Source organism: Carnobacterium sp. 17-4, from assembly GCF_000195575.1.
GTDB lineage: Bacteria > Bacillota > Bacilli > Lactobacillales > Carnobacteriaceae > Carnobacterium_B.
On the sequence record NC_015391.1, the window covers coordinates 1,519,983 to 1,544,460 of the forward strand.

General features: G+C 34.4%; 25 protein-coding genes. 6 read left to right on the plus strand and 19 right to left on the minus strand.

Annotation, left to right across the window (positions count from 1 at the left end; translation table 11 throughout):
* Positions 1 to 266: 266 nt before the first annotated feature.
* The 5 genes from CAR_RS07375 to CAR_RS07395 all read left to right on the plus strand — a co-directional run bounded on the left by CAR_RS07375 (position 267) and on the right by CAR_RS07395 (position 5,715).
* The gene (locus CAR_RS07375; protein ID WP_013711081.1) at positions 267 to 1,190 is read left to right on the plus strand and encodes a helix-turn-helix domain-containing protein; all 924 of its coding nucleotides are present in this window, start codon (positions 267 to 269) and stop codon (positions 1,188 to 1,190) included.
* Positions 1,191 to 1,423: 233 nt separating this feature from the next.
* Positions 1,424 to 2,353 carry an ABC transporter ATP-binding protein gene (locus CAR_RS07380; protein ID WP_013711082.1) on the plus strand — a complete coding sequence of 310 codons (930 nt, stop codon included), beginning with the start codon at positions 1,424 to 1,426 and terminating at the stop codon, positions 2,351 to 2,353.
* Positions 2,350 to 3,171, plus strand: coding sequence for an ABC transporter permease (locus CAR_RS07385; RefSeq protein WP_041556401.1), 822 nt, complete (start codon positions 2,350 to 2,352; stop codon positions 3,169 to 3,171). The genes CAR_RS07380 and CAR_RS07385 overlap by 4 nt, the downstream gene beginning before the upstream one ends.
* A gap of 253 nt (positions 3,172 to 3,424) precedes the next feature.
* On the plus strand, positions 3,425 to 4,531 hold the full coding sequence (locus tag CAR_RS07390; protein WP_013711084.1) for an Ldh family oxidoreductase: 1,107 nt from the start codon (positions 3,425 to 3,427) through the stop codon (positions 4,529 to 4,531).
* Positions 4,532 to 4,542: 11 nt separating this feature from the next.
* Positions 4,543 to 5,715, plus strand: coding sequence for an NAD(P)-dependent malic enzyme (locus tag CAR_RS07395; protein ID WP_013711085.1), 1,173 nt, complete (start codon positions 4,543 to 4,545; stop codon positions 5,713 to 5,715).
* Positions 5,716 to 5,853: 138 nt separating this feature from the next.
* On the opposite strand, the gene CAR_RS07400 is transcribed toward CAR_RS07395, so the two are convergent.
* From CAR_RS07400 to CAR_RS07480, 17 genes are all read right to left on the minus strand, one after another.
* On the minus strand, positions 5,854 to 6,321 hold the full coding sequence (locus CAR_RS07400) for a gamma-glutamylcyclotransferase family protein (RefSeq protein ID WP_013711086.1): 468 nt from the start codon (positions 6,319 to 6,321) through the stop codon (positions 5,854 to 5,856).
* A 1-nt stretch (position 6,322) separates the two neighbouring features.
* Positions 6,323 to 6,970: a pyroglutamyl-peptidase I gene (pcp, locus tag CAR_RS07405; protein WP_013711087.1), complete on the minus strand. Its 648-nt coding sequence runs from the start codon at positions 6,968 to 6,970 to the stop codon at positions 6,323 to 6,325.
* Between the two features lie 85 nt (positions 6,971 to 7,055).
* Entirely contained in the window at positions 7,056 to 7,979 is a 924-nt protein-coding gene (locus CAR_RS07410; RefSeq protein ID WP_013711088.1) for a DUF979 domain-containing protein, read from the minus strand.
* 3 nt (positions 7,980 to 7,982) lie between these two features.
* A complete protein-coding gene (locus CAR_RS07415; RefSeq protein WP_041556402.1) occupies positions 7,983 to 8,687 on the minus strand; it encodes a DUF969 domain-containing protein in 705 nt (234 codons plus the stop codon).
* 205 nt (positions 8,688 to 8,892) lie between these two features.
* Positions 8,893 to 9,183: a hypothetical protein gene (locus CAR_RS07420; protein WP_013711090.1), complete on the minus strand. Its 291-nt coding sequence runs from the start codon at positions 9,181 to 9,183 to the stop codon at positions 8,893 to 8,895.
* A gap of 198 nt (positions 9,184 to 9,381) precedes the next feature.
* Positions 9,382 to 10,095 (minus strand): nuclease-related domain-containing protein, encoded by a 714-nt coding sequence (locus CAR_RS07425; RefSeq protein ID WP_158305247.1) that lies wholly within the window; start codon positions 10,093 to 10,095, stop codon positions 9,382 to 9,384.
* A 161-nt stretch (positions 10,096 to 10,256) separates the two neighbouring features.
* Positions 10,257 to 10,994, minus strand: coding sequence for a DeoR/GlpR family DNA-binding transcription regulator (locus tag CAR_RS07430; protein WP_013711092.1), 738 nt, complete (start codon positions 10,992 to 10,994; stop codon positions 10,257 to 10,259).
* A gap of 93 nt (positions 10,995 to 11,087) precedes the next feature.
* On the minus strand, positions 11,088 to 12,464 hold the full coding sequence (locus tag CAR_RS07435; protein ID WP_041556892.1) for a PTS transporter subunit EIIC: 1,377 nt from the start codon (positions 12,462 to 12,464) through the stop codon (positions 11,088 to 11,090).
* Between the two features lie 36 nt (positions 12,465 to 12,500).
* Positions 12,501 to 13,433 (minus strand): sugar phosphate isomerase/epimerase family protein, encoded by a 933-nt coding sequence (locus CAR_RS07440; protein ID WP_041556404.1) that lies wholly within the window; start codon positions 13,431 to 13,433, stop codon positions 12,501 to 12,503.
* 237 nt (positions 13,434 to 13,670) lie between these two features.
* Positions 13,671 to 14,123 (minus strand): ribose 5-phosphate isomerase B, encoded by a 453-nt coding sequence (rpiB, locus tag CAR_RS07445; protein WP_013711095.1) that lies wholly within the window; start codon positions 14,121 to 14,123, stop codon positions 13,671 to 13,673.
* On the minus strand, positions 14,123 to 14,779 hold the full coding sequence (gene rpe, locus CAR_RS07450) for a ribulose-phosphate 3-epimerase (protein WP_013711096.1): 657 nt from the start codon (positions 14,777 to 14,779) through the stop codon (positions 14,123 to 14,125). Before rpe ends, rpiB begins: the two co-directional genes overlap by 1 nt.
* Positions 14,780 to 14,931: 152 nt before the next feature.
* On the minus strand, positions 14,932 to 15,945 hold the full coding sequence (locus CAR_RS07455; protein ID WP_013711097.1) for a LacI family DNA-binding transcriptional regulator: 1,014 nt from the start codon (positions 15,943 to 15,945) through the stop codon (positions 14,932 to 14,934).
* Positions 15,946 to 16,100: 155 nt separating this feature from the next.
* On the minus strand, positions 16,101 to 16,628 hold the full coding sequence (locus CAR_RS07460) for a hypothetical protein (RefSeq protein WP_148229397.1): 528 nt from the start codon (positions 16,626 to 16,628) through the stop codon (positions 16,101 to 16,103).
* A gap of 84 nt (positions 16,629 to 16,712) precedes the next feature.
* Positions 16,713 to 17,021 carry a nuclease-related domain-containing protein gene (locus CAR_RS07465; RefSeq protein ID WP_041556410.1) on the minus strand — a complete coding sequence of 103 codons (309 nt, stop codon included), beginning with the start codon at positions 17,019 to 17,021 and terminating at the stop codon, positions 16,713 to 16,715.
* A 627-nt stretch (positions 17,022 to 17,648) separates the two neighbouring features.
* Positions 17,649 to 18,662 carry a sugar kinase gene (locus tag CAR_RS07470; RefSeq protein WP_013711098.1) on the minus strand — a complete coding sequence of 338 codons (1,014 nt, stop codon included), beginning with the start codon at positions 18,660 to 18,662 and terminating at the stop codon, positions 17,649 to 17,651.
* A gap of 1 nt (position 18,663) precedes the next feature.
* Complete coding sequence (locus CAR_RS07475) at positions 18,664 to 19,314, minus strand: bifunctional 4-hydroxy-2-oxoglutarate aldolase/2-dehydro-3-deoxy-phosphogluconate aldolase (RefSeq protein ID WP_013711099.1); 651 nt, start codon at positions 19,312 to 19,314, stop codon at positions 18,664 to 18,666.
* A 38-nt stretch (positions 19,315 to 19,352) separates the two neighbouring features.
* On the minus strand, positions 19,353 to 21,182 hold the full coding sequence (locus CAR_RS07480) for a glucose PTS transporter subunit IIA (RefSeq protein WP_041556411.1): 1,830 nt from the start codon (positions 21,180 to 21,182) through the stop codon (positions 19,353 to 19,355).
* A 264-nt stretch (positions 21,183 to 21,446) separates the two neighbouring features.
* On the opposite strand from CAR_RS07480, the gene CAR_RS07485 reads away from it, so the two are divergent.
* A complete protein-coding gene (locus tag CAR_RS07485) occupies positions 21,447 to 22,646 on the plus strand; it encodes an enolase C-terminal domain-like protein (RefSeq protein WP_013711101.1) in 1,200 nt (399 codons plus the stop codon).
* A gap of 59 nt (positions 22,647 to 22,705) precedes the next feature.
* Here the strand turns inward: CAR_RS07485 and CAR_RS07490 are convergent, their stop codons facing one another.
* Complete coding sequence (locus CAR_RS07490) at positions 22,706 to 23,416, minus strand: GntR family transcriptional regulator (RefSeq protein ID WP_013711102.1); 711 nt, start codon at positions 23,414 to 23,416, stop codon at positions 22,706 to 22,708.
* A gap of 201 nt (positions 23,417 to 23,617) precedes the next feature.
* Positions 23,618 to 24,469, minus strand: a complete 852-nt coding sequence (locus tag CAR_RS07495) for a MurR/RpiR family transcriptional regulator (protein WP_013711103.1) — start codon at positions 24,467 to 24,469, stop codon at positions 23,618 to 23,620.
* Between the last annotated feature and the right edge of the window lie 9 nt (positions 24,470 to 24,478).

The window sequence follows — 24,478 nt, forward strand, 5'->3', positions numbered from 1 at the left end:
ATCGACGGTTAGTCGTATGGTTTCGTGTCTTCCCTTTATGACATAAAAGTAGTCTGTTTGTTGAGTATTGTTTGGTTTAATTAGTTGCTCTTTGTTTGCAATATTGTATCCCTACTTCCTGCGTATAGCTCGTATAAACATTCTTAAGTTGAGATTGGTTGATTTGCCTAAACTTGAATGGTTTCTATAATTAGTATACCGAGTATTCATGGCTTCATGACCAAACGTTACAATAATAACAAAGCTAATTTTTAGGAGGCTATCAAATGTCTGGCATAAATATTCCCATTGGTTCCACATTAAAGAAAATTAGAGAAAATAAAGGCTATACACAAAAGGAAATTTCAGATCATACAATGGCTCGTTCAACGTATACAAAATTTGAGAATGATGATATTACTCCTACCCTTTCCAAATATCTCGCTATTTTAGACCATATGGATATGTCTCATGAGGAATTCATCTACCTTTTAAATGATTTTGAATTAGGACAGAAGGAAACGATCCTTTATTTATTTAAACAATTAGATAAAAATCCAACACTTGAATTAGTTTATGAGATCATTGAAAAAGGCGAAACATTAGTGCAGGAACGCTATGATCAATTGATCCTAGATATATTAAATGCTTGTCGTGGATATGCGGTGTTATTTGAGGAACAAAATTTAACTAAAGCTAAAGATTATGCTCAAGAAGTTTGGAAGCGAATGGAAACATTGGATAAATGGTACTTAGCTGAACTACACATTCTTAATAGCATTTTGTATTTATTTGACAGTGATACTGCTGCTCTACTTACAGAAAGAGCACTTGAAACTTTAACTCAATACCAACATCTTGAAGAAGTGAGGAATTTAAAAGTCAGTTTCTTACTGCATTTAACCAATCTTCTGATGATGGACCAAAAATACGAACAATCCTTATTTTATATCAAGCAAATGGAAACTGAAAGTGCTCGGATGGATTATGCGGTTATGCTTGCGACTGCTTTGGTTCGCAAAGAAGTCTGTATGGAAAAAATTGGTGATAAATCTGAACCTGGACTCATTGACCGAGCCGTTCGCATTTTTGATAGCTTGAATAAGCAAAACTTAAAAGAGTTAGTGTTAAAAGATCCAGAAAACTTTTTGAATCTTTATTCAAATTATCCTTTCAATGAAGTACAAAGCGAACTTTCAACTTCATGCTAAATTAATGTAGCTGTCAAAAAACTGCCAAGAGATCAAATCTCTTGGCAGTTTTTTTTGATTTTCTTGGCTTACGGATTCATCTTAAACAATGTGAAACAAGAACCCCCACTAGAATAAGAGTTATCAACCGCGTTTTTTACATGTATATACTATAATGAGATTAAATTATAATTTAACCATTTCTCTTCCTCTTTACAAGATTATAAAATAGAAACTAGAATGGGTGAAACGGTATGGGAGCTATTATAGAAGTTAACAATTTCTCAAAGTCCTACGGCAGTTTTCGTGCAGTAGATAATATTTCATTTGAAGTCGAAAGAGGCAGCACATTCGCTTTTTTAGGAACAAATGGGGCAGGTAAAAGCACAACCATCAATACTCTTTGTACTATGATTGAAAAAACTTCGGGTACGTTATTGATAGATGGAAAGGATGTTTCTTCTCAAAAAAATGCCGTTCGTAAATCTATTGGAATCGTTTTTCAGGAATCCACACTTGATCAAAAAATGACTATATCGGAGAATCTAGCATTGCATTGTATCCTTTATGGGGTACCAAAAGATGAAATAGATGAGCGTATCCATAACCTATTAACCCTAATTGATTTGTCCGATAGTCGGGATCAATTAGTTTCACAGCTATCAGGCGGTATGAAACGCCGTGTGGAAATCGCTCGTGCTCTTTTACATGATCCAAAAGTTCTTTTTTTAGATGAACCGACCACCGGGTTGGACCCGCATACAAGAAATCGAATTTGGGAATACCTTCTTCGTCTCCAAAAAGAACGAGATTTAACGATTTTTCTAACAACTCATTATATTGATGAAGCTGAGGTTTGTGACAAGATAGCTATTATGGACCATGCACAAATTATGGTCCACGCTAGTCCTCAATACCTAAAAGAGACTCATACTCAGTCCAGAGCTAGTTTGAAAGTAAAAAATTTAGAAAAGGCTCAGCGTTTATTGCTTCAAGAAAATATGAAGTATATATTAGAAGACTCCTATTTTTTTATAGAAATAGAAAATCTACCAAAATTCTTAAAATTTATCAGTCTCCTTCAAGAAGATATTTTAGACATTGAAATTTTAAAAGGAAATTTAAATGATGTTTTCTTGAACATTACAGGTAAAGAGATCCGGGAAGGTGGGAATGCAACATGAATGTTATTTACTCCTTGTTTATTCGGAATTTACGAGATTATACGCGAGACAATATTCGTCTTTTGGTCATTACCCTCACTCCTTTTGGATTTATCTATGTCTTGTCATCGATATTCAAAAACCAATTTGCCTCTTACTCTTTAAGCTATTTGATTGCAGGTGTTTCTATTGCTACAGTATTCAATACTTCTTTGAATGTCGCATCTGCTGTCATTGATGACATCGGTTCTGGATTTTTAAAAGAAATTTTAGTGAGCCCAATCAGTCGGTTACAAGTCATATTGGGATACATATTAACTGGATCCACTATAGCCACTGTTCAAGGTTTTCTTATCTATTTGATTAGTATGTTTACATATCTTGGCTTTGAAAAATGGCATACTATGATCTTAGTTTTCTTTTCAATGGTGATGGTCAGCCTCGTCTACTCAACCCTAGGCATTTTACTTGCGGTAACAGTCAAAAATTTCCAAACCTACCAAGTAGTCGAACAAACAGTCGTTATTCCATTAATTTTCTTATCTGGTGCTTATCTTCCAATCTCTATATTTCCATCATTTCTTCAATATATCAGTTACTTGAATCCAATGAGTTATACAACTATGTTTTTTCGTGGCATCGTTCTAGAAGAAACGATGACTAATGCCGAAATGGTTAACCTTGGTATCGCACTTGATATAAACGGCTTTATCCTCACACCTTTAATGAGCGGGTTAATTGTCTTTCTTTATGGTGTATTATTCATGATACTTGCAATCCGCTCTTTCCAAAAAGCAAATTTCACAAGCCCTCAACTTTCTCGAAAAAAAAGAAATTAAGGAGGATTAAAATAATGCACCTTACAAAACTAACGTCAGATATTCTCCAGCTTTAAATCAGTAAGTTGGCTGCATTTGTTTAAAATTGGAGAGAAGGTGGATGCTCTATTGATAGTGCATCCACCTTCTTTCTTTTCGACCTAACTATAATTGAGTTTCTTAATTTTTTATGCTACACTATTGACGATTAAGAAAGCGTTTTCTTGCATTGTTTTGTTCATTCATACACAAAGAATTTAAGGAGGATGATAATATGGTAAGTTTTGTAGAATGGGATTTTTTGACTGAGTTTGTTGAAAAAGCTTTTATGGCTTATGGGGTACCAGAAGCCGATGCGAAAATTTGTGCCGATGTTCTACTGCAGTCTGATAAAAAAGGAATTGAAAGTCATGGGGTCAATCGCTTTAAACCAATTTATGTCGATCGAATCAAGGATGGTATCCAAAATCCAATCACTGAATTCGAAATTGTACGAGAAACCCCTACGACTGCTGTAGTTGATGGTCATGATGGTATGGGACAAGTGATTGCTCACCGTTCGATGCAAATGGCAATTGATAAAGCTAAACAATATGGTATGGGTATGGTTGCTGTAAGAAACTCGACACATTTTGGCATTGCCGGTTATTATACTGATATGGCGGCAAACGCTGGTTGTATCGGCATGACAGGAACAAATGCCCGCCCTTCTATTGCCCCAACATTTAGTGTACAAAATAAATTGGGTACGAATCCCTTGACTGTAAGCTTTCCAACAGATGAGGAATTTCCATTCTCACTAGACTGCGCCACTTCTATTATTCAACGAGGAAAAATTGAACTTTATGAACGTGAAGGCAAAGATACTCCAGCTGGAACCGTGATTGGACATGATGGATCTGCAATGACCGATTCGCCTACTATTTTGAAGGCTCTTCAATCTGGAGAAGCTGCTCTTGCTCCATTGGGAGGCATTGGAGAAAATCTTTCTGGTTATAAAGGATACGGTTATGCCACCATCGTTGAAGTCCTTTCTTCTGCTTTACAACAAGGGAATTTCTTAAGCTTATTATCTGGCATTGGAGAACACGGAGAAAAAATAAAATTTCATTTAGGTCACTTCTTCATTGCCATTGATACTGAAGCATTTATGGGACTAGACAGTTTCAAAAAAATAGCCGGTGATATCATGCGTGAATTACGAGCTGCAGAAAAAGCTCCTGGTGCGGAACGAATCTATACCGCTGGTGAAAAAGAATATTTGATCTGGCAAGAGCGCAAAAAAACAGGTTTACCTGTTAGCGAACCGGTTCAAAAAGAACTGATTGCGATTCGCGATGACGCTGGATTAACAGATTACCGCTTCCCATTTGAGCAGTAAAGGAGATTCCTATGGATAATAAAAAAGAAGCCTTAGCGAAACATTATGAATGGAATGGAAAATTTGAAATCAATAGCCGGGTACCGTTAAATACTCGTGAAGATCTAGCACTTGCCTATACTCCAGGCGTAGCGGAAGCATGCTTAGCCATTGAAGAAAATCCAGATAAAGCTTATGAACTAACACGTAAAAACAATCTGGTTGCTGTCATTACAAATGGAACTGCAGTACTTGGTTTAGGTTCTATCGGCCCCACAGCTTCTATGCCAGTAATGGAAGGCAAATGCGTGTTGTTTAAATCTTTTGCAGATATTGATGCCTTTCCAATTGCTATACAATCAAAAGATGTGGACACCATTGTTCAAACCATCGAGCAGATTGGGAACAGTTTTGGCGGGATCAATCTTGAAGATATCGCAGCTCCTGAATGTTTTGAAGTTGAGCGCCGCTTGAAGGCTTCACTGGATATTCCCGTTTTTCATGATGACCAACACGGTACCGCTATCGTCGTTGCAGCCGGATTGATCAATGCTTTAAAATTAGTTGATAAATCTTTCGAAACGATTAAAGTTGTTGTCAATGGAGCAGGATCAGCCGGGATTGCTGTCGCAAAACACCTATTAAACTTCGGTGTTCGCAATTTAATTTTAACCGATAAACATGGTATTTTAGCAAATGATACTCCTAACTTAAACAATGAACAGCAACACATGACCAACGTTACCAATTTGACGAACCAGCATGGTAACTTGAGCCATGCGTTACAAGACGCGGATGTTTTTATAGGTGTCTCAGCCGCACATATCTTAAAACCAGAAATGATTCAGAACATGAAGTCAGATCCGATTATTTTTGCCATGGCAAACCCTGTACCAGAAATCATGCCTGACTTGGCAATTGAAGCTGGTGTTGCTGTTATAGGAACCGGTCGCAGTGATTTTCCTAACCAAGTTAATAATGTCTTAGCTTTTCCTGGAATCTTTAAAGGCGCACTTAGCGTTCGAGCTTCCGATATCAACGAGGCTATGAAAGTAGCTGCCTCCCATGCGATTGCTTCCCTTATTGCCGCTGATGAATTAAGAGTAGATTACGTCATTCCTGATGCTTTAGACCCACGAGTCTGTCCTGCCGTTACTAAAGCCGTTAAAGAAGCTGCTATTAAGACAAGAGTTAATCGAATTTAGGCTCTCTCCTATTTTGTCGTGTTTAAAGAAGTAGAACTGGCAACTAATCATTTTTACTAAATAAAGAGCTAATACTTGAAGATCAATAATCTTCAGGTATTAGCTCTTTATTTTATAGATTTATATAGTTGACTTAAATTAACTTAAGCTTTCTCTAAATTCTCTCGGTCTCCAAATACCATCTTTCATTAATTCCGTTTGTTTATAAAATAATGAGTCGTTTTCCATTCGATACAGATAAACAAGAGCCTTTTTCGCTACAAATGTTTTAGACTGTTCTTGCCATACTTCAACCATCACTTCTCTGCGTTCGTATTCGTTATCCGGATGATCTACTCCAATGTAACCTTCTAATACATCTAGATTTGATAATGTTGATTCAAAGTCCAATAATTCAAAAACTTCTCCATATACCCATTCTGTATTGAATTTTTCAACCAAAAGAGCAGGATATCCTTTATAAGGCATATCATAAAGACTACCTTTTATACGAGCACGGTTCGGTGTGGAACTGAGTACATTACCATCTAGATAACGTTTATAATTAAATTCACCAGCTCTTAAACTACCATAAACAAAAACTGGAAGGATACTTTCAAGCTGCATCTTAGTGAATTGCACCTCCTATTTCTTTTAAATCTTCTTTACCTTCAAAATCAACTATTGCTTCAATTGCAGCTGTTAAACCTTTCGTCATATCAGTTAAACTCATAAAGGGTTGATTTGCTTTATCTACTACCTGTTCAGGAATGAAAGGGACATGGATAAATCCTCCTTTAATAGTTGGATATTGAGTATCAATCAAATACTGAACTTGATACATAATATGATTGCAGACAAATGTTCCTGCTGTGTTTGAAACAGCTCCTGGCAGACCAACTGCTTTAATTGCTGTTACCATTGCTTTAACTGGTAACTGAGTAAAATAAGCTGCTTTTCCTTGTTGTTGGACTGCTTCATCAATCGGTTGATTGCCTTCATTATCTGGTATACGAGCATCATCCACATTGATCGCCACACGTTCAGGAGTCAATGCAAAACGCCCTCCAGCTTGTCCAATATTTAGAACTACATCTGGTTGAAATTCTTTAATGGCTACTTTAACTACTTCAGCTGATTTGCCAAATACTGTTGGAATTTCTATTTTTTTTATTTCTGCACCTTTAATCGTATTTGCTAAACCTTTGACAGCTTCTAGAGCTGGATTGATTTTCTCTCCACCAAATGGGTCAAATCCTGTTACTAAAATTTTCATGTTTTATCGTGCTCCTCTCATTTGCTCCATTAATTATAATAATTTAACATAACTGATTTCATATAGCAAAATTACCAATTTTTATTTAAAATGCCCAGAAGTACATTAATGCAATATGTACCACAATCATACTTATAGCAAGTGGTGCTTGTTCTTTAATAACACCATTCAAATTTTTCATTTCCAACAATGCAGCTGGCAAAGCATTGAAATTAGCAGCCATAGGTGTTAATAACGTACCACAGAAACCTGCAGTCATTGCTAATGCTCCTGCAATTACAGGGTCGCCTCCTTGCGCAATAACAAAAGGAATTCCTATTCCGGCTGTAATAACAGTAAATGCAGCAAATCCATTACCCATGATCATTGTGAAAATAACCATACCTAACACGTATGCACTAACACCTAATAAACGATTGCCTTCTGGTATAAAAGTTGAAACTCCACTAGCAATGACATCCCCCACACCAGCTGCTGTAAATATAACGCCTAAAGCAGCTAGTAGTTGTGGCAAAACACCAGTGGTTCCTACTTGTTGGATCATGCGGTCGCCTTCTTCCAAAACCATTAACGGTTTTGATTTAGTGAGATATATGGCAATAATTAATGAAACAACTGCTCCGATACCAATACCTACTTGCCCTCCAAGAGGTGTAAATTGCGCAATAGGCACAGCTACTACCGCTAAAGTGATCACAGGTATAAAAATTTTATTACCTAAACGATTACTAGCTTCTAAGGCTTTATCTTCATCCACAGTTTTAACTTCACCTAGACGTACTTGTTTAAATAATGTTAGTATTCCCATTACCATAATTAACATTCCATTGATCATGTCTGGTATAAAGTTCCCAAAAGCAAATACGATTCCTAATAAAAGCCAGAATAACGCCGTTCCTAATCGTGTTGGATGCTTTGCATCTCGAAAAACTTTACTAGCTGTGTAAATCAATAACAAACCAATTACAATAAAGAAAAATTCTAGTATATTGCTTACAATGGCATCCATTTATTATTTCCCCTCCTTTTGTGACGAAAAATTGGTTTTATTTCCATATTTTTTTTGCATTTTCCGATCAAATATAACATTGGATCCAGCTACCATAACCAACATAATTAGAGCAATTGGAATAGAAGCTTGAGCAATAGCTACCGCTGAAACATCATAGCCTAAAGATTCCATAGTACCAGCAATTAACAAAACACCAGCTGCCGCGATAAATGTATTTTGAGCAAAAAAGTTACCATAATTATCTGTAGCTGCCGAACGTGCTTTAAGACGTTCTATATCTTCATCACTGATTTCACCATATTTTGTTTTAGCTGCTGCTTGAGTCATCGGCTCAACTAATGGGCGAATAAACTGTGTTTGGCCTTGGACGCGTACAGAAAAGAATCCTGCTAATTCACGAATCAACATATACAAAGACAGGAATCGACCTGGCGTTAGCCCCCTCATCTTCTCAATCAATTTAACAGCTTGTTGACGTAATCCAAATCGTTCTGTTAAACCAATCATAGGGAGTGTTAGTAAAAATAATGTTACTAGTCGGTTAGAAACAAACGCTTCTCCTAATAAAGCTAAAAAATCTGTAAATGAAATTCCAGAAACTAGAGCCGTAGCTAATGCTGCAAGCAATACAACCGCAATAGTATCAAATTTAAAAACAAAACCGACAACAATAATTAAAATCCCAATTAACTTTATGATTTCCATAAACCCACCCATTTTCACTTATTTTTTAATGCTTTTTTAATTGTATACACATTTTAAAAAAGTTGCAACTTTATTTTGTGATAAATAAAGCTAACTAATTTCCCAAGCTGTTTTATCTACTTTTTGGTATATGGAAAACCGTCCCTTAAAAAAATAAGGAACGGTTTTCTCAGTAATAAAAAATAGTTAAACTTAATTTAAATATTCAATAGTTATCACTTGACCAGTTATTTGCCTTATAAGCATTCACCATGTTTTGATTGTGTTCATCTGTCGCATAATTCATTTCTATCGGTCTTAAATGGATAGCAACCGTCTGCTCCACTTCATTGTCATCTACTGAAATCACTTCTATTTCATCGGGATCTACAAACATAGAATCTTTGATAAAATCGCCTTCTTGAGGAATATTAGAAGATTCAAAAAGTTTTTGCAACGTAATTACTTTCTCATTAGGGGTTTTTACATGAATCGTACGATAAAGTGTCAATTTCATTTTCTTTCCTCCAAAATTTCTGTCTTTACCTAAATCATATCACACCTTTAGAAACTGAACGAATAGAACACTCAAAGAACAGGCTAAACTAAAGACATATACTTACTATTTTGGACATACAAGTCCTTATTATAAGTTTTTTTGTCCACTTCTCTACCATTTGGGTATTCGTTCTTTAAGCCTCTATCCGTTATAACCTTAACTTTTAAACTGACTTAGTTTTTCTTGTATAGTCTCGATATGTAGTTGCTTTGTTTTGTCATCAGCATGCATAAAAGGTTTAAGTACTTGAAAATGGGCTTTTATATCCTCTGAAGTTAATTTAGGTGCAGTATTTCTTAAATCTCTTTTCAATCTATTTCTCATTTGATTTCGTTTCATAACAGAGACATTAGGACTAGTTACTGTAATTTTCTTTAATTCACAATTATTGCTGAAAATGATATACGACTGCATCAATGATTCATCAGTAATATCCAAAACTTCTTTTAATGCTTTAACATGTCCTTTATTTTGCCAAATAGGGTTGAAAAATTTGAATTTCTTTTTGTTTGGAAAAGTTTGCGTCCAATTACGATATTTTTCATCACCAAATATCCATCCACTGTAATTTTTTGATTCTATAACAAAGATACCAAAATTTGTAAACATTACTAAATCAATTTCAGTCGTACTACCATCTTCTTTAGGAATATAAAGATTCGTTAATATTAATTTTGTCCCCTTTATTTTTTCAAGAGTACGATAAATATTGTATTCACCCATATTTCCTTTATTAAAAAAAGTTTGCCAAAATGTGTGATTACTTGCACGTTGGTAATCTGAATTATTAAAATCTAAATAACTTTTTAAGATTACCATACCAAACACTATAATATATATACCAAATAACATTCCCATAAGTTCTACCATTAAATTTATATCCTCCATATTTCTAAATAATTGTTTATACTTCATTCATCATACCCTAAATCTAGCAAATTAATAATGAACGATTAAACAAAAAAAAGATATTTAAGAATAAATTCTTAAATACCTTTTTTGTTTAATCTATAAGTACCTAATAATAAAAATCAGCAGATTAATTGCTTAAGATTCTTTTCAATTGATTCATCTCTTTCGTTCGTAATGAGAACTGAATCTGATAAAGGTGCAATCGAGGACATATAGACCTCATGGAATTTGCTAGAATCACAAACAAAGTAAACTTCTTGCGATTTTTCGATTACTTTTCTTTTCTTAAGTGCCTCACTCAAATCAGGGGTAGTATAGCCAAATTTACTATCCACTCCGTTTGCACCAATAAAAGCACGATCAAAATTAAAATAATCAATATTTTGCACGGTCAAATCGCCTTTAAGTGAATTGTTTGTGAAATTAACAAAACCACCAAGAGAATAGACTTGCGCTTCAACATCTTGAAGAGGAATTTTGAAATTCGTAACTGAAGTAATCAAGGTTATTTTTTTCTTTACTAATTCTAATAGTAATTCTTCACCAGTTGATCCTGAGTCCACATATATAGTCTCACCAAACTTAACTTCTTTAACCGCTAATAAGGCAATTTCTTTTTTCTCATTGCGATTTAAAGTCGTTCTTTTTGTAATTGGAACATCTGTAGAACGGGAAAATAGTTTTGCGGCACCGCCAGGCAATACTGTTACGTGACCTGCTCTCTCTAAATCTTTTAAGTCACGTCGAATAGTAGAAACCGATACGCCAGATAATACATTTTGTAATTCATCCAGTATAACAATATCTTGTTCGTTTAGTTTTTGTAAGATTGCTTTTTTTCTCTCATACGGAATCATTATAAACACACCTCAGTAAAAAAAATTTGTCACCTTATCATTTCATATAAATGACCAGGTGACAAGCTTTTATAACTATTATCGTGAATTATTTTAGTTTTTGATTAATTTTTCATCTATTCTTGTAACAAAGTACGAAATAACAGCTGCTACAACTAATGAAATAACCAGACCAATCATTGCATTAATGAAGTTTGATGGATTCTCACCCACAAATGCAGGGAAAGTAGTAACGCTTCCAAAAACAAATGCATTTGCGTATACGTTAGTCAAACCTAGGTATGCTCCACCTACTGCACCACCAATAATTTGTGCTAAGAACAATTTTTTATTTTTAAGCAATAAACCAAACACAGTTGGTTCAATAATTGCTGATAATGCGATTGTGACCATACCAGTAATTGAAAAACTTCTAATATCAGAATCTTTTGCTTTTAGAAGGACACCTAATGCTGTACCAATCGTTGCGAAGTTACATGCAAAGGTAAACGGTACGATGTAATCCATACCATAAGTCGCAATGTTATTGATCATGATTGGGTTAACTGCCCAGTGAATGCCTAAACTAACTAGAACAGACCAGCCGCCACCGACCACGATTCCGGCAAGAATACTGCTTCTTGCAATCAACCAGTTAACTACACTTCCAATTGCTTCCCCACCATAAACGCCTAAAGGACCAATTACGATAATTGTCAACGGTACCATAATTACTATTGATATTAAAGGCAATACAACTAGTTTAAGTGTTTCTGGAATCACCTTGTCGAGCCATTTGTACAGGTATGAGAAAATCCAGATAGATAAAATGATTGGGACCACTGTTGAATTATAATTCATTAATACAGTTGGAATACCTAAGAACGTGGTTGTCGCTCCATTACCAACATCACCTAGTAAGGCAATAAAATCAGGATGCAATAACGCCGCACCAATTAACGCTGAAATATAGATATCTGCCCCAAATCTTCTTGCTGAAGTAAAGGCAAGTAACACTGGTAAGAAATAAAACACGGTCATTGAAGCCGCTGACAAAATTTGGTAAGTCCCACTTGCTTCACTTAACCAACCTAACTGAACCAATAATAAAAGTAACCCTCTCAAAATACCTGAACCAGCTAATGCTGGTAGCAAAGGTGCAAAAATACCTGAAATAGCTGAGAAAACGGATCCAATTATGCCTTGCGCTGATCTATCACCTTTTTCTGAATTAGTTGCTTTAGTCTCACCAACTAATTCTTCTATTTCAGCATACAATTTTGGTACATTCGTTCCAATTAGGATTTGATATTGTCCAGCTTTGTTGATGACGTTAACAACGCCATCAACTTTTTCTATTGCTGCTGTATCTGCTTTAGAAATATCCCTTAAGTTAAACCGTAATCTAGTAGCACAATGAGTCATGCCAGAGATATTTTCTTTCCCTCCAATAAGGTTTATTATATCTTTAGCACCATCTTTATAATTCATTACCATATTTCCTCACACCTCTTTTTTTTATTGAGACTAATTGTTTGATAAAAATTTCATCATAAGTTCGCTTGCTCCAATTGCATCGTTACGGTCAATAATATCTTGAATATGGTCCATACCAACATTATCAATCAGACCATTTAATAATTTGATCATTTTAATATTTTGTTCACATTCTTTTACTGCGTGTTCAATGATTGGGAATGTGTCAAAGTAAAATGGTGCATCATAGTTATGCTTTTTAACATAGTAAAGAAATTCTAATGTCTTGAACGGTGTTGACGTAGCAATCATTAAACCGTCATCGTTGAGACCATAACCATCATTAATATGAACGCCAAACAATTTATTTCGACTACCAAAAATTTCAGCACCAAAAGCTGGATTTTCATGTTTCATTAACATATGACAGTAATCAAGCGTGACCCCAACATTTTCACAGTCAATATCATTCAACATCATTCCGGCAACACCCATACTATCGATAAAGGCATACGCTCTAGGTTGGAATGGTTTATATTCAATACTGATTTTCATATCAGGTGCATAGTTTGCTATCTCTTTAAATGCATTCACAAGTTGATTCCATACTTTTTGATAATTGATTTGGAAACTGTAGTCAAAACCATCAAAACCTAACCAGATTGTGACAATTTCTCCGCCAACTTCTCTACAGTAATCAGCCGCTTCCTTACAAAGCTCTAAAGCGTGTTGAGCAATTGTTTCATCTGAATTCCCTAATTCACCATTAATGAATTCATTTCTGAAACGTAAGGCTACACCATTTGCTTTTAAATTATTTCCATCTAACAACGCTTTCATTTCCCCACTAGAAAATCCGGTCACGTGTTCTGGGTAGTTCAAGTCAACATGGGTAAGTCCTAGATCATTAAATTTTGAAAAAACTTGTTTTAAATCATTATCATATACTGGTAAAAATGAATTTATTCGAGTAGCTAATTTCATATTTAAATCCTCCGCTTCGTTTGATAAATTTAGTTTAACATCATTTAATTTCAAAATCAATCATTATTTATCAAATAATTCCATATTATGTCAAATAGTTTCAAAGTGTTGTTTAATCCTCACTAAGAAATTATTTATATGTATTGAAGTTTCTCAACAATAAACTAGCAAATTGTGACTGCACTAAGATTTGACAGTCACAACTCAATTTAAATGGTTTATAGAAATGCTAAAATTTTATTCTCCGATATAGCGACATTCAATATCTTCAATCATATTCACGCGATTTCCATGACGACCACCTTCAAATTCTGCATCTAACCATTCTTTTACAATCATTTTAGCCAAGTCTAATCCAACCACACGAGAGCCAAATGCTAAAATATTTGTATTGTTGTGTTCTTTTGATAATTTTGCAGAATAAGGTTCACTACAAACAACAGCACGAATTCCTTTTACTTTATTAGCAGCAATTGATATTCCTACACCCGTTCCACAAATCAAAATTCCACCATCAAAATTGCCTTTTGCTACTTCTGTTCCTACTTTTTCAGCATATTTTGGGTAGTCTGTTCTCTCAGTTGTAAATGGACCATAATCTTTCATCTCATGTCCCAATTCTTCAAGATAACTGATAATTTCTGGTTTTAATAATTGTCCTACGTGATCTCCGCCGATTGCTAATTTCATTATTTACCCTCTCCTTTTAAGCTTTTAATAATCTCTTGATAACTTTCATCTTTTCCAAATAAAGCTGAAGTGCCCAATACAAAACCTTTTACACCAAGTGCACTCAATGTTTCCACTCGTTCATTTGAAATTGCTCCATCTACTACTAATTCGAAATCATACTCATTTTTCATAGAACTCAACTTTTTAATTTTATGGTCTACATAGTCTAAATATTTTTGTCCAGCAAAACCAGGGTTCACCGTCATTACTAAAACGTAATCTGCTAAATAAAGCAATTCTTGAATAGTTTCAATAGAGGTTCCTGGATTGATAGCAATTCCTGCTTTCTTTCCTTTTGCTCGTATTTTATCCAATGTTCTTGCTGGATGCTGATCTGTTTCAGGATGAAAATAAATAATATCGGCTCCCATATCGATAAACTTTTCGACATAATCTGCTGGGTTTTTAACCATTAAGTGAACATCCACTAATTTTTTAGTCGCCTTACGAATAAATTCAAAATCTTGCAACCCCATACCGTAGTTAGGAACATAAACACCATCCATAATATCAATATGAAAAACATCTGCTCCTGCTTGATCTAATTTCGTTACCTCATCTTTTAAAGATCCAAAATCCGCACACATCATAGATGGACAAATTAATTTTTCCATTATTTTCTTCCTTTCAAATTTAAATTTATACTTTTGGGTAAACGATTACTCAAAAGGTAAAAAGATAATCTCTTTTAACTCTGATTCTAGGTTTTAACTTATAGAAATTCCTTTTTGAGTAAACGATTACTCAATAGACAAAAAAACGATTTTTATGTCGTTTCTCTTTTAATTAGTCTGGTAGATACTTTGATATCATGATTATTTAATGTCATATCTGGCCTGGTCATCAATTGATACAAGATATCAGCAGCTTTTTCAGCAATTTCATTCGTTTCCTGGTGAATCGTTGTAATACTTGGAGAAGTATACTTAGAGATACTATCATCATCGAAGCCAACAACTTTCACTTCATCTGGAATTGAAATATGATTCTTCTTCAATGTTTGTATCGCACCATATGCCAGCCAATCGTTTGTAGCAAATACGCCATCAAAAACCAATCCTCTATTTAAAACTTCTTCAATAGATTTTTGAGCAATTTCAAATTTCGATAGACTACTTGAAGATGCATGAATAATTAATTCAGACTCCAATTTTAAATTGGCATCTTTGAGCGCTTTTTTATAGCCAGCTATTCGATCATTACTAGAAGTTGTATTATTGTCTTTAGTTAAAAGTAAAATTCTTTTACAACCTTTTTCAATCAGAAATTGTGTTGCCTTATATCCACCTTCAGAATGATCCGAACCTACAATGGCTATATTACTAGCCACTTTAGGCTTACGGTCAATACATACAATCGGAATATCTCTTGAAAGTTGCGTTTCATCAATTGCCTCTTGTCCTGAAATACAAATAAGTCCGTCCACTAGTTTAGAATCGAGCGATTTCAAGTAAGCTTTTTCTTTTTCCGCATCTTTGTTCGTGTTGCAAATGATCGTAGAAATCCCTTTATCAAAGAAATAACTTTCAATTTGCGTGATCAAAGAAGAGAAAAATTCATTACTGATATCTGGGACAATCATGCCAATTGTATGTGACTTCTGCTCACGCAACGTTTTTGCTACAGAATTAGTAGAATACCCAAATTCTTTTACGACATCTAATACCTTTTTTCTAGTTTCTTCTGAAAATCTTCCATTATCATTCAAAACTCTTGATACCGTTGCAGTAGATACATTACTTAATTTTGCAATATCCTTTATAGAAAGCTGCTTTTTCATAGCTACCTCACTTCATCTGAGTAATCGTTTACTCAATTATAATATCATAAATAAAAATTAATGCAACCAAAAAAGTAACCGTACTCATCAGTTAACTTCAACTCCTAAAATATATCTATCATTATAAGTCAATTTTCTTCATACTAAAAATTCGTCTAACTTTTCAGCTCGTAATATCTCCATCTACCTGTTCCTTTAGCTGTTAAATGTTGGTTGAAAATATATCTGATTCGGCAAGTAGATAACTGATTATCACACCATTTACAAATATCTGCTGTAGTAATTTTTTGCTCTGGAAATAATCGTATATATTCTTGTGCATGCCGAATAACGGTTTGTGAAATGACCTCTTCTTTACTACAGTATTTACATATACATGTCCTATTTTTTGTAAAATACTCTATAAAAGATCCACAATAAAAACAAGTAACTCCTTTCTTTAACAATTCATTTTCATAATAAGGAACATTATGTAAAGAAAAATCTTCCATATGCATCGGTTTGATTTCTTCTGCAAAACGGTAATGGTTCTGATTTAGTCTTCCCGAAATCCCATTAACCATTGAAAAGTGCGATTTCAACATTCCCGGCAACACTATTCCACTATCTCTTGGAGCTTGAAATAAAGTAAAATCGTTATTTATAAAGACAACGAGTTTTTTAATATTCCAATTATATCCCATTTGATCCACTAGTTGACGCAATGCTGATTCCGCATTTTTGATTTGATACTGAGGATCAAATACCTCCTTTTTGGTTCGTTCAAATTACAGCTTTTCATTTTCATAATAATATTCACCTTCAAAATTTTTCACTTCATATACAAAAAGACACTTTGCAGTAATCACCAAAGTATCAAGTTGAAATTTCTTTCCTCTCACTATTAAATACAAATCATTTAAAACTAGGCTCTCACATTTCAATTGTTCAGTTATGAAATCAAACTTCACTTCCCCATCGTATCCTTTGACCCAGTTCGCATATTTATTACGGTCTTCTTTTGACAAATTCATTCGATTCGCCAAAGACTCCATGACTAATAATCGAAACGGTTTTTCTCTCTCTTTAAAAGCCATCAATTCAACACTCCTAATTTTTGATTTTTATTTCTCATATATATAATACGTAATTTAAGCTGTTTTTCGATTAAATGACAAACTACTTCATAATGCAAACTCACTTTTGAGCCTGATTATGAGGTAAACCACTTCTAACAACTAATCAATGGCTATTTCTAGTATCAATTATTAGCTAGGTAGCCTCTAGCTAATAAAATTATTTCCATTTCTTATCCAATAATGAGCTAGGACTCTGATACTTCATAATTTGCTCAAATTCCTATATCAAATTATGAGGTAGGATACTTCTAGTACACAATTCGAACTGGTTTTCGTATCCTATTATGAGGAAGTACCTCTGTAGCTAATAATAGACTTAATCTTCGTATCAACTTTGTCCGATAGATCAGCCATTACTCCAAATTTCGTCTTAAATGGTTGATAGAAAAAGCTTATATGACCTTCATTCGGGATACTTTAAAAATCACTCTATCAGAAATAACAAAAAAGTACCTACCGCAAATTTATATGTGGTAGGTACTTTTTACTAATTTCCTATCTCTTCATGATTGGATTTATTCAATTATAGAATGCATGTAAATGTCTCTTTTCTTGTAAGATAGATTATTAAAGAAATGTCTAACTTCAACGATTTATTTTTCCAATTCCTGTTTCTAAAAAATCGTTTACTTCAGAAACACTAAATTGATTGCAATCACCATAGACTGTATGTTTCAATGCAGATGCTGCTGTTGCAAATTTTATAATCATTTGAGGATCATATTGGCATAAAAGACCATGCAATACCCCACCGGAAAAGGCATCGCCTCCTCCTATTCGGTCAACAATAGGATTTATATTATGGCAATTAGATTCATAGTAGTGTTTACCCATCCATATATTGCCAGTTAAATCATTTTCAGTTGCTGAATGGGTTATCCTTTTGGTTGAATAAAAAACTTCAATATTAGGGAACAGTCTCTGCATTTCTTGATAGTAATAAACCATTTCATTTTTATCGTCAATATCTCCACTATACTTAGAAATATTTAAAATATATCTGGCATCCATATCTCCAGCTGAACAGTAATCTACATATGGTAGAATTAATTTAATTGTCTCTCTTGCTTCTTCTAAACTCCACATTTTAGAACGGTAGTTGATATCAAAACTGATCTTAACTCCAGCTTTTTTAGCCATTTTGATTAAGTCTATTGTCAGATTCTTCCATTCTTTTGAAAGTGCAGAAGTAATTCCAGAGATGTGGAATAAATCAACATCTTCAAAAAGAGTATTTATATTCCACTCAATTTTTTTCATATCCCCAAAACTGGAACCCACTCGATCATAAATTACATTTGCTGAACGCTTTCCTACTCCTGCTTCCATGTAATACAATCCTAAACGCTGACCACCAAAAAGTAACTGTGAAGTGGATACTCCATAACCATTTAGAAATTTTTTAACGGATTGACCTAAATCATTATTGGGAACTTTACTGGCAAATGATACCTCATGACCATAATTAGCAAGTGAAATAGCAACATTGGCTTCTCCACCTCCATAGCAAACCTCAAATTGTTGAGCATGTGATAATCGTTTTCCAGGATTTGTTGAGAGTCGCATCATGATTTCACCAAGTGTTACAACTTTACCCATATTATTTTTTTCCTTTTATTTCATAGTATTTATCCATATATTGCTTTGCTAACTCCGTTACTTTATCAAAATCTCCATTTTTTACTGGCTCCAATAAATTCCCACCCACTCCAACAGCTACTACGCCTTCATTGAACCATTCTGCCATATTATCTATGCTTACTCCACCAGTAGGCATGATATTTAGATATGGTAAAGGTGCTTTAAACGCCTTGACCACACTGGGACCATAGACACTTCCAGGGAATAATTTGACAATATCAACACCGCTTTTAAGAGCTGTTTCCATTTCAGTGATTGTCATACAACCTGGCAAGTAAGGGATTTGGTAAAGGTTACACATTTCTGCAGTAGCCGGATTAAAACTTGGACTGACAATATATTGAGCACCAGCCATAATAGCTAGGCGGGCTGTTGTTGCATCTAATACCGTTCCAGCTCCTATGACAACTTCAGCTTGATTTTTATAGTGAACGGCTAGTTCTTTTATGATTTCATTGGCTTCTGGAACAGTAAAAGTTAATTCTATGCTTTTTATTCCCCCTTTAATAACCGCATGACCCGTTTTTAAAACTTCTTCTTTCGTCTCGCCTCTAAGAACAGCTATGACTCCCGCTTCTTCTATTCTTTGCAAAATATTCACTTTTTTCATTCTTTAAACCCCTTTAAATAGTATTTACCCTTTAATTTTTAAGATAAAATAGCATTTCCTAGAGTACTTCCTGCAAGATGTTCTCCTTCAAGATTCTGTTCACCAGATAAACTTTGAACTTTATCCATATTGGTTACGACAACAATAATCGTGTCATCCTTTTGTGCTTGTTTAATTTTTTCTAGATTAACATGAGCAATCTTTGTCTTAGGTGTTACGGATTCTCCTACTTTCACAAAGATATCAAATGCTTCTCCGCCTAAACTAACAGTATCAATTCCCATATGAACAAGAATTTCAAGACCATTTCCTGTTACTAAACCAATTGCGTGTTTTGTTGGGAAAATAGTTTGAACTGTACCAGAAACTGGTGAGTAAATGTCTCCCGATGTAGATTTCATAGCATACCCATCGCCAATCATTTTCGTAGAAAACACATCATCATTCACATCTTCTAGAGGTACATACATACCATCAGTAACAGCATTCAATTGAACTTCATTTGAGGTGTACTCTACTGCTTGCTTCGGTACTAAGAAACTAGTAATAGCAAACGAAATTCCAATTGCAATGACGATTCCTAAGACGGCATAGATAAAATATTGTCCAATATATGCCGGTAGACTGAAAATACTAGATAGAATATACCCATAAATTCTTACTCCAAAGAAACTTATGAAAGCTGACGAAACTGCACTACCAATTGTTGCTGCAAGGAACGCTTTTTTATATTTTGTTAAAACCCCGAATAAAGCAGGTTCAGTTATACCTAAAAGACCTGAAAAAGCAGCTGATATGATGATTGATTTTTCTTCCTTTGTTTGGACTTTTTTATATAAAGCAATCGTTGCACCAGTTATAGCCATGTTAGCCATAAACATCATCGGCATTAACATGTCATAACCTTGATTAGCAAAATTTTGTAACGCAATTGGCGTCATAGCATGATGTAATCCCGTAAGGATCGCAATTGGTCTGATCAACCCAACTACCACACCCGCTAAAATTGGCGAAATGGTAAACAACCAACTTACTCCTTCAGCAAGGAGATTACCCGCATAGATTCCGATAGGTCCTATTACTGTTAAAGCAAATAATCCTCCAACAAATAATGAAATTGTCGGCGTAAATACGGTGCGTAAGATTTCTGGTAAGACTTTGTCAACCCACCGATAAATATAACTCAATGCTAAAATTGCAAAAATAATAGGAATGACCGTTCCAGCATAATTAAATACGGGTACAGGAAGGATACCGAAAAGCATGAAGTTTGAGATTTCTCCTGCGGCTGCAGTTGCAGTCATCGTAGGAAATTGTAATGTTGCAGCAATTGCGATAGCTAAATATTGATTAGTTTTAAAAATGCGTGCTGCAGAAGCTGCTACAAAAAATGGTAAGAACGTGAATACTCCACTAGCTAACATATCAATTACTTGGAAAGTCGGTGTTTCATTAGAAATAACATTCAAAGCAACTAGACCAGCCATCAATCCTTTGATCATACCAGCTCCAGCAATTGCAGGAACAATTGGACCAAAAACGCCAGAAACCGTATCCATAAATAGAGAAACTAGTCCTTTTTTCTCACTACCTTGACTATCGTTACTATCTGATTCATTCTCAATACCTAATTCCTTAGCTAATACTTCATAATAATCAACTACATTTGTCCCAATAACAATTTGCAATTGATCACTTTGGTATTTTGTACCAACTACACCGGGTATTTTTTCTAATTCTTTATAATTTATTTTTTCTTTATCCTTAAGATTGAATCTTAAACGAGTCATACAATGCCAAACATTGTTTATATTTTCTTTGCCGCCAACATGTTGAACAATTTGTTTTGCAACCTCTTCTTTTTTCACTTGATTTCCCACCCTTTTCCTTTGATTAGTTTTTGTTTCCGTTTACAACTTGAATAATAGCACAATATTCTAAATTATAAAAACAGTCCTAAAATCAGAAAAACACCCTTTAAGCTTTGATATAACAACGTTTGTTGGTTTTAAATTTAAAATTGGACTGGTTTTTATTCATATACACCTATCTTTTCATACCAAATTGACAGTCGTTCCTATTACATGTTTCAATATACCTGTAGTCTTAAAAAAAGGAAACGAGGTTTGGACATGAAACCAACAATAATCACAGCTATTAAAAGTTATACCATCAAACCAGATCGCCATAATTTAGTAGTAGTAAAAGTAGAGACAAATAGAGGGGTCACGGGTTATGGTTGTGCAACTTTCCAACAACGCCCATTAGCAGTTAAAGGTATGGTTGACGAGTATTTAAAACCATTATTAATTGGTAAAGATGCTAACAATATTGAAGATTTGTTTCAAATGATGACCGTTAATTCTTACTGGAGAAACGGACCAGTAATTAACAATGCCATTTCCGGAGTGGATATGGCTCTTTGGGATATTAAAGGAAAATTATGCGATATGCCCCTTTATCAGTTATTAGGTGGAAAATCTAGAGACGCTATTGCCAGTTATACTCATGCCGTTGCAGATAATTTAGAGGATCTCTATGGAGAGATCGACAGTATCCTTGCTGAAGGTTATCAATATATCCGCTGTCAATTAGGTTTCTATGGTGGTCCAGCTACTGAACTGAATACACCTAAAAACACTTCTGAAGGTTCTTATTTCGATCAATACCAATATATGGATACAACCTTGAAAATGTTTGCTGCTATTCGAAATAAATATGGCAACTCATTCCAAATGCTCCATGATGTCCATGAACGTCTTTATCCTAACCAAGCCGTTCAATTTGCTAAGAAATCTGAAGAATTTAATTTATTTTTCTTAGAAGATTTATTGCCACCTGATCAAAATGAATGGCTGAAACAGATTCGTTCTCAGTCGTCTACGCCAATTGCTACCGGTGAATTATTTAACAACCCTATGGAATGGCAGTCTTTAGTCAAAAACCGTGAAATAGATTATATGCGTGCACATGTCTCACAATTAGGCGGAATAACGCCTGCCATCAAATTAGCTCATTTTTGTGACGCTATGGGGATACGGATGGCATGGCACACTCCATCTGATATTACACCCATTGGAATTGCTGTAAATACTCACTTGAATATCCATCTTCACAATGCTGCTGTACAAGAAAATATAGTAGTTCCTGAAAATACAGCCAACCTCTTTTCACATGTACCAGTAGCTGAAAAAGGCTACTTTTACCCTATTGATAAACCTGGGATTGGTGTTGATTTCAATGAAGAATTAGCTGAAGAATATCCAATTGAGTACCGTCCTCATGAATGGACACAAAGTCGTACTCCTGATGGCACAATCGTTACACCTTAATCAAAAACTAAAAAAGACCTTACTACATATACAAAAATATGTGGTAAGGTCTTTTTCAGTCAATCATTTTGTCTAGTCTGATGGCTTTCCTTATTAAAGGGAATAATATACGTACATGAGTAATCAATAGCTGTTACTTCACTATATTCATAAACTTGTCCACTCTTCAAAATACCACGGTTAATGATTTTCATTGCTGGAGTACCTTTCTTGCAAAGCAATAATTCAGCTTGTTTCTTAGTGATTAAAACAGGAGTATAACTCGTTATATAATGTGAAATGTCATATCCTGATTGCTGTACATACTTTTGAATAGAATCTTCAACAATACTAGAAGTTAAATCGGGGAAGAGAGAAACAGGTAATTTCGACGTTTCAATTTGTGTTATTTTATAATTTACTATACGAATACGCTGAAATACCCAAACATATTGTTCATCATCTAATTCAAAAATCTGACGATCCTCTTCTAAAGCAGGTTGTTTCTCCAAAAAAACTATTTTTGAGCTAATTCTATTATAGGAATTTCTTGTCAACGAGTTATAAATTAAAGGATTTTGTTTAGCATCTTTGCGGATAAAAATTCCTGATCCTTGAATAACTTTAACCACTCCAATATCGCTTAAGCTATTGATAGCTTCTTGTATCGTATATCGTGAAACTTCATACTGAGTAGCTAAACTTCTTTGTGTAGGCAACTTACCATCTGAATAATGTTCTTGATAAATTTTACTTAAAATATCTTGCACTACAAATTCACGTTTTTTCATAACTATTCTCCTATTTCCATCTATTTAATAATTACACAGCGAAATAAAGTCTTCTTTATTAGTATAGCTTACCTTATTTAAAAGACAAATTCGTAAATAATTGTACTTTGTAAGTTAACTAATTTTAATTAAATAAAAAAGAATACCCAAGAATCACTCTCAAGTACTCTCTAACTAAATTTTATAAAATCATGAATCTTGCTACCTCTTTTTATATTGATCCATCTCTTCACGGGATTGTTTGATTCTTTCAGTACCGGCTATATAGTTTTTAGACAGGAATGTATAAAAAATGACATCAATGGCAATCATTTGAGCATGTAGCGCGCTCGAAATAAATTGATTATCTGTTTCAATTGTTTTGACAGTCTGTATTGTATAATCGGCTTTATTCGCTATGCTATTTTGTCCGAACTGAGTCAATCCTACAGTTTTTATGGAATTTTTTTTGGCTAGTTTGATCAGCTCGATAATTTCCCTTGTCTCCCCTGAATTAGAGATGCCGAAAAAAAGAGCATTTTTTGGAGCTGCTCCTAGCATAGATACCAATTGATGATTATCGGTAGGGCAAATGAATACTTTGCCTACTTTACTCCACTTTTGCACCATATTTTCAGCAATGACCCGTGAATTCCCAACACCATACACATAAATTATAGGAGCAGCTTCAATCAATTCAACGACTCGCTCAATATCAAACTCATTCATCAATGAAATGGTTTCGTCCATTGATTTAAAGGCATTAGCTAATAGTTTGCTTTTGATCGTGCTGCTTTTTTCCTCTGCCTCTATTTCCGCATAACCAGATTCATCCACTGATACGATTTCTGCAGATAAGTTTACTTTTAGTTTTGTAAATCCGTTAACGCCAATTCGATTGCACAACCGAATAACAGCCGTCGAATTTGAATCAGCGGCTATCCCCAATTGTGCTGTTGTCATTTTAATGGTCTCTTCAGGATTTTTAAGTATGTACTCGCCAATTTTCCTTTCAGAATTAGGCAAATCATCAAGGACACTTTTAATTCGACCTAGAATATTATTTCTAATCATGTTGTTTCA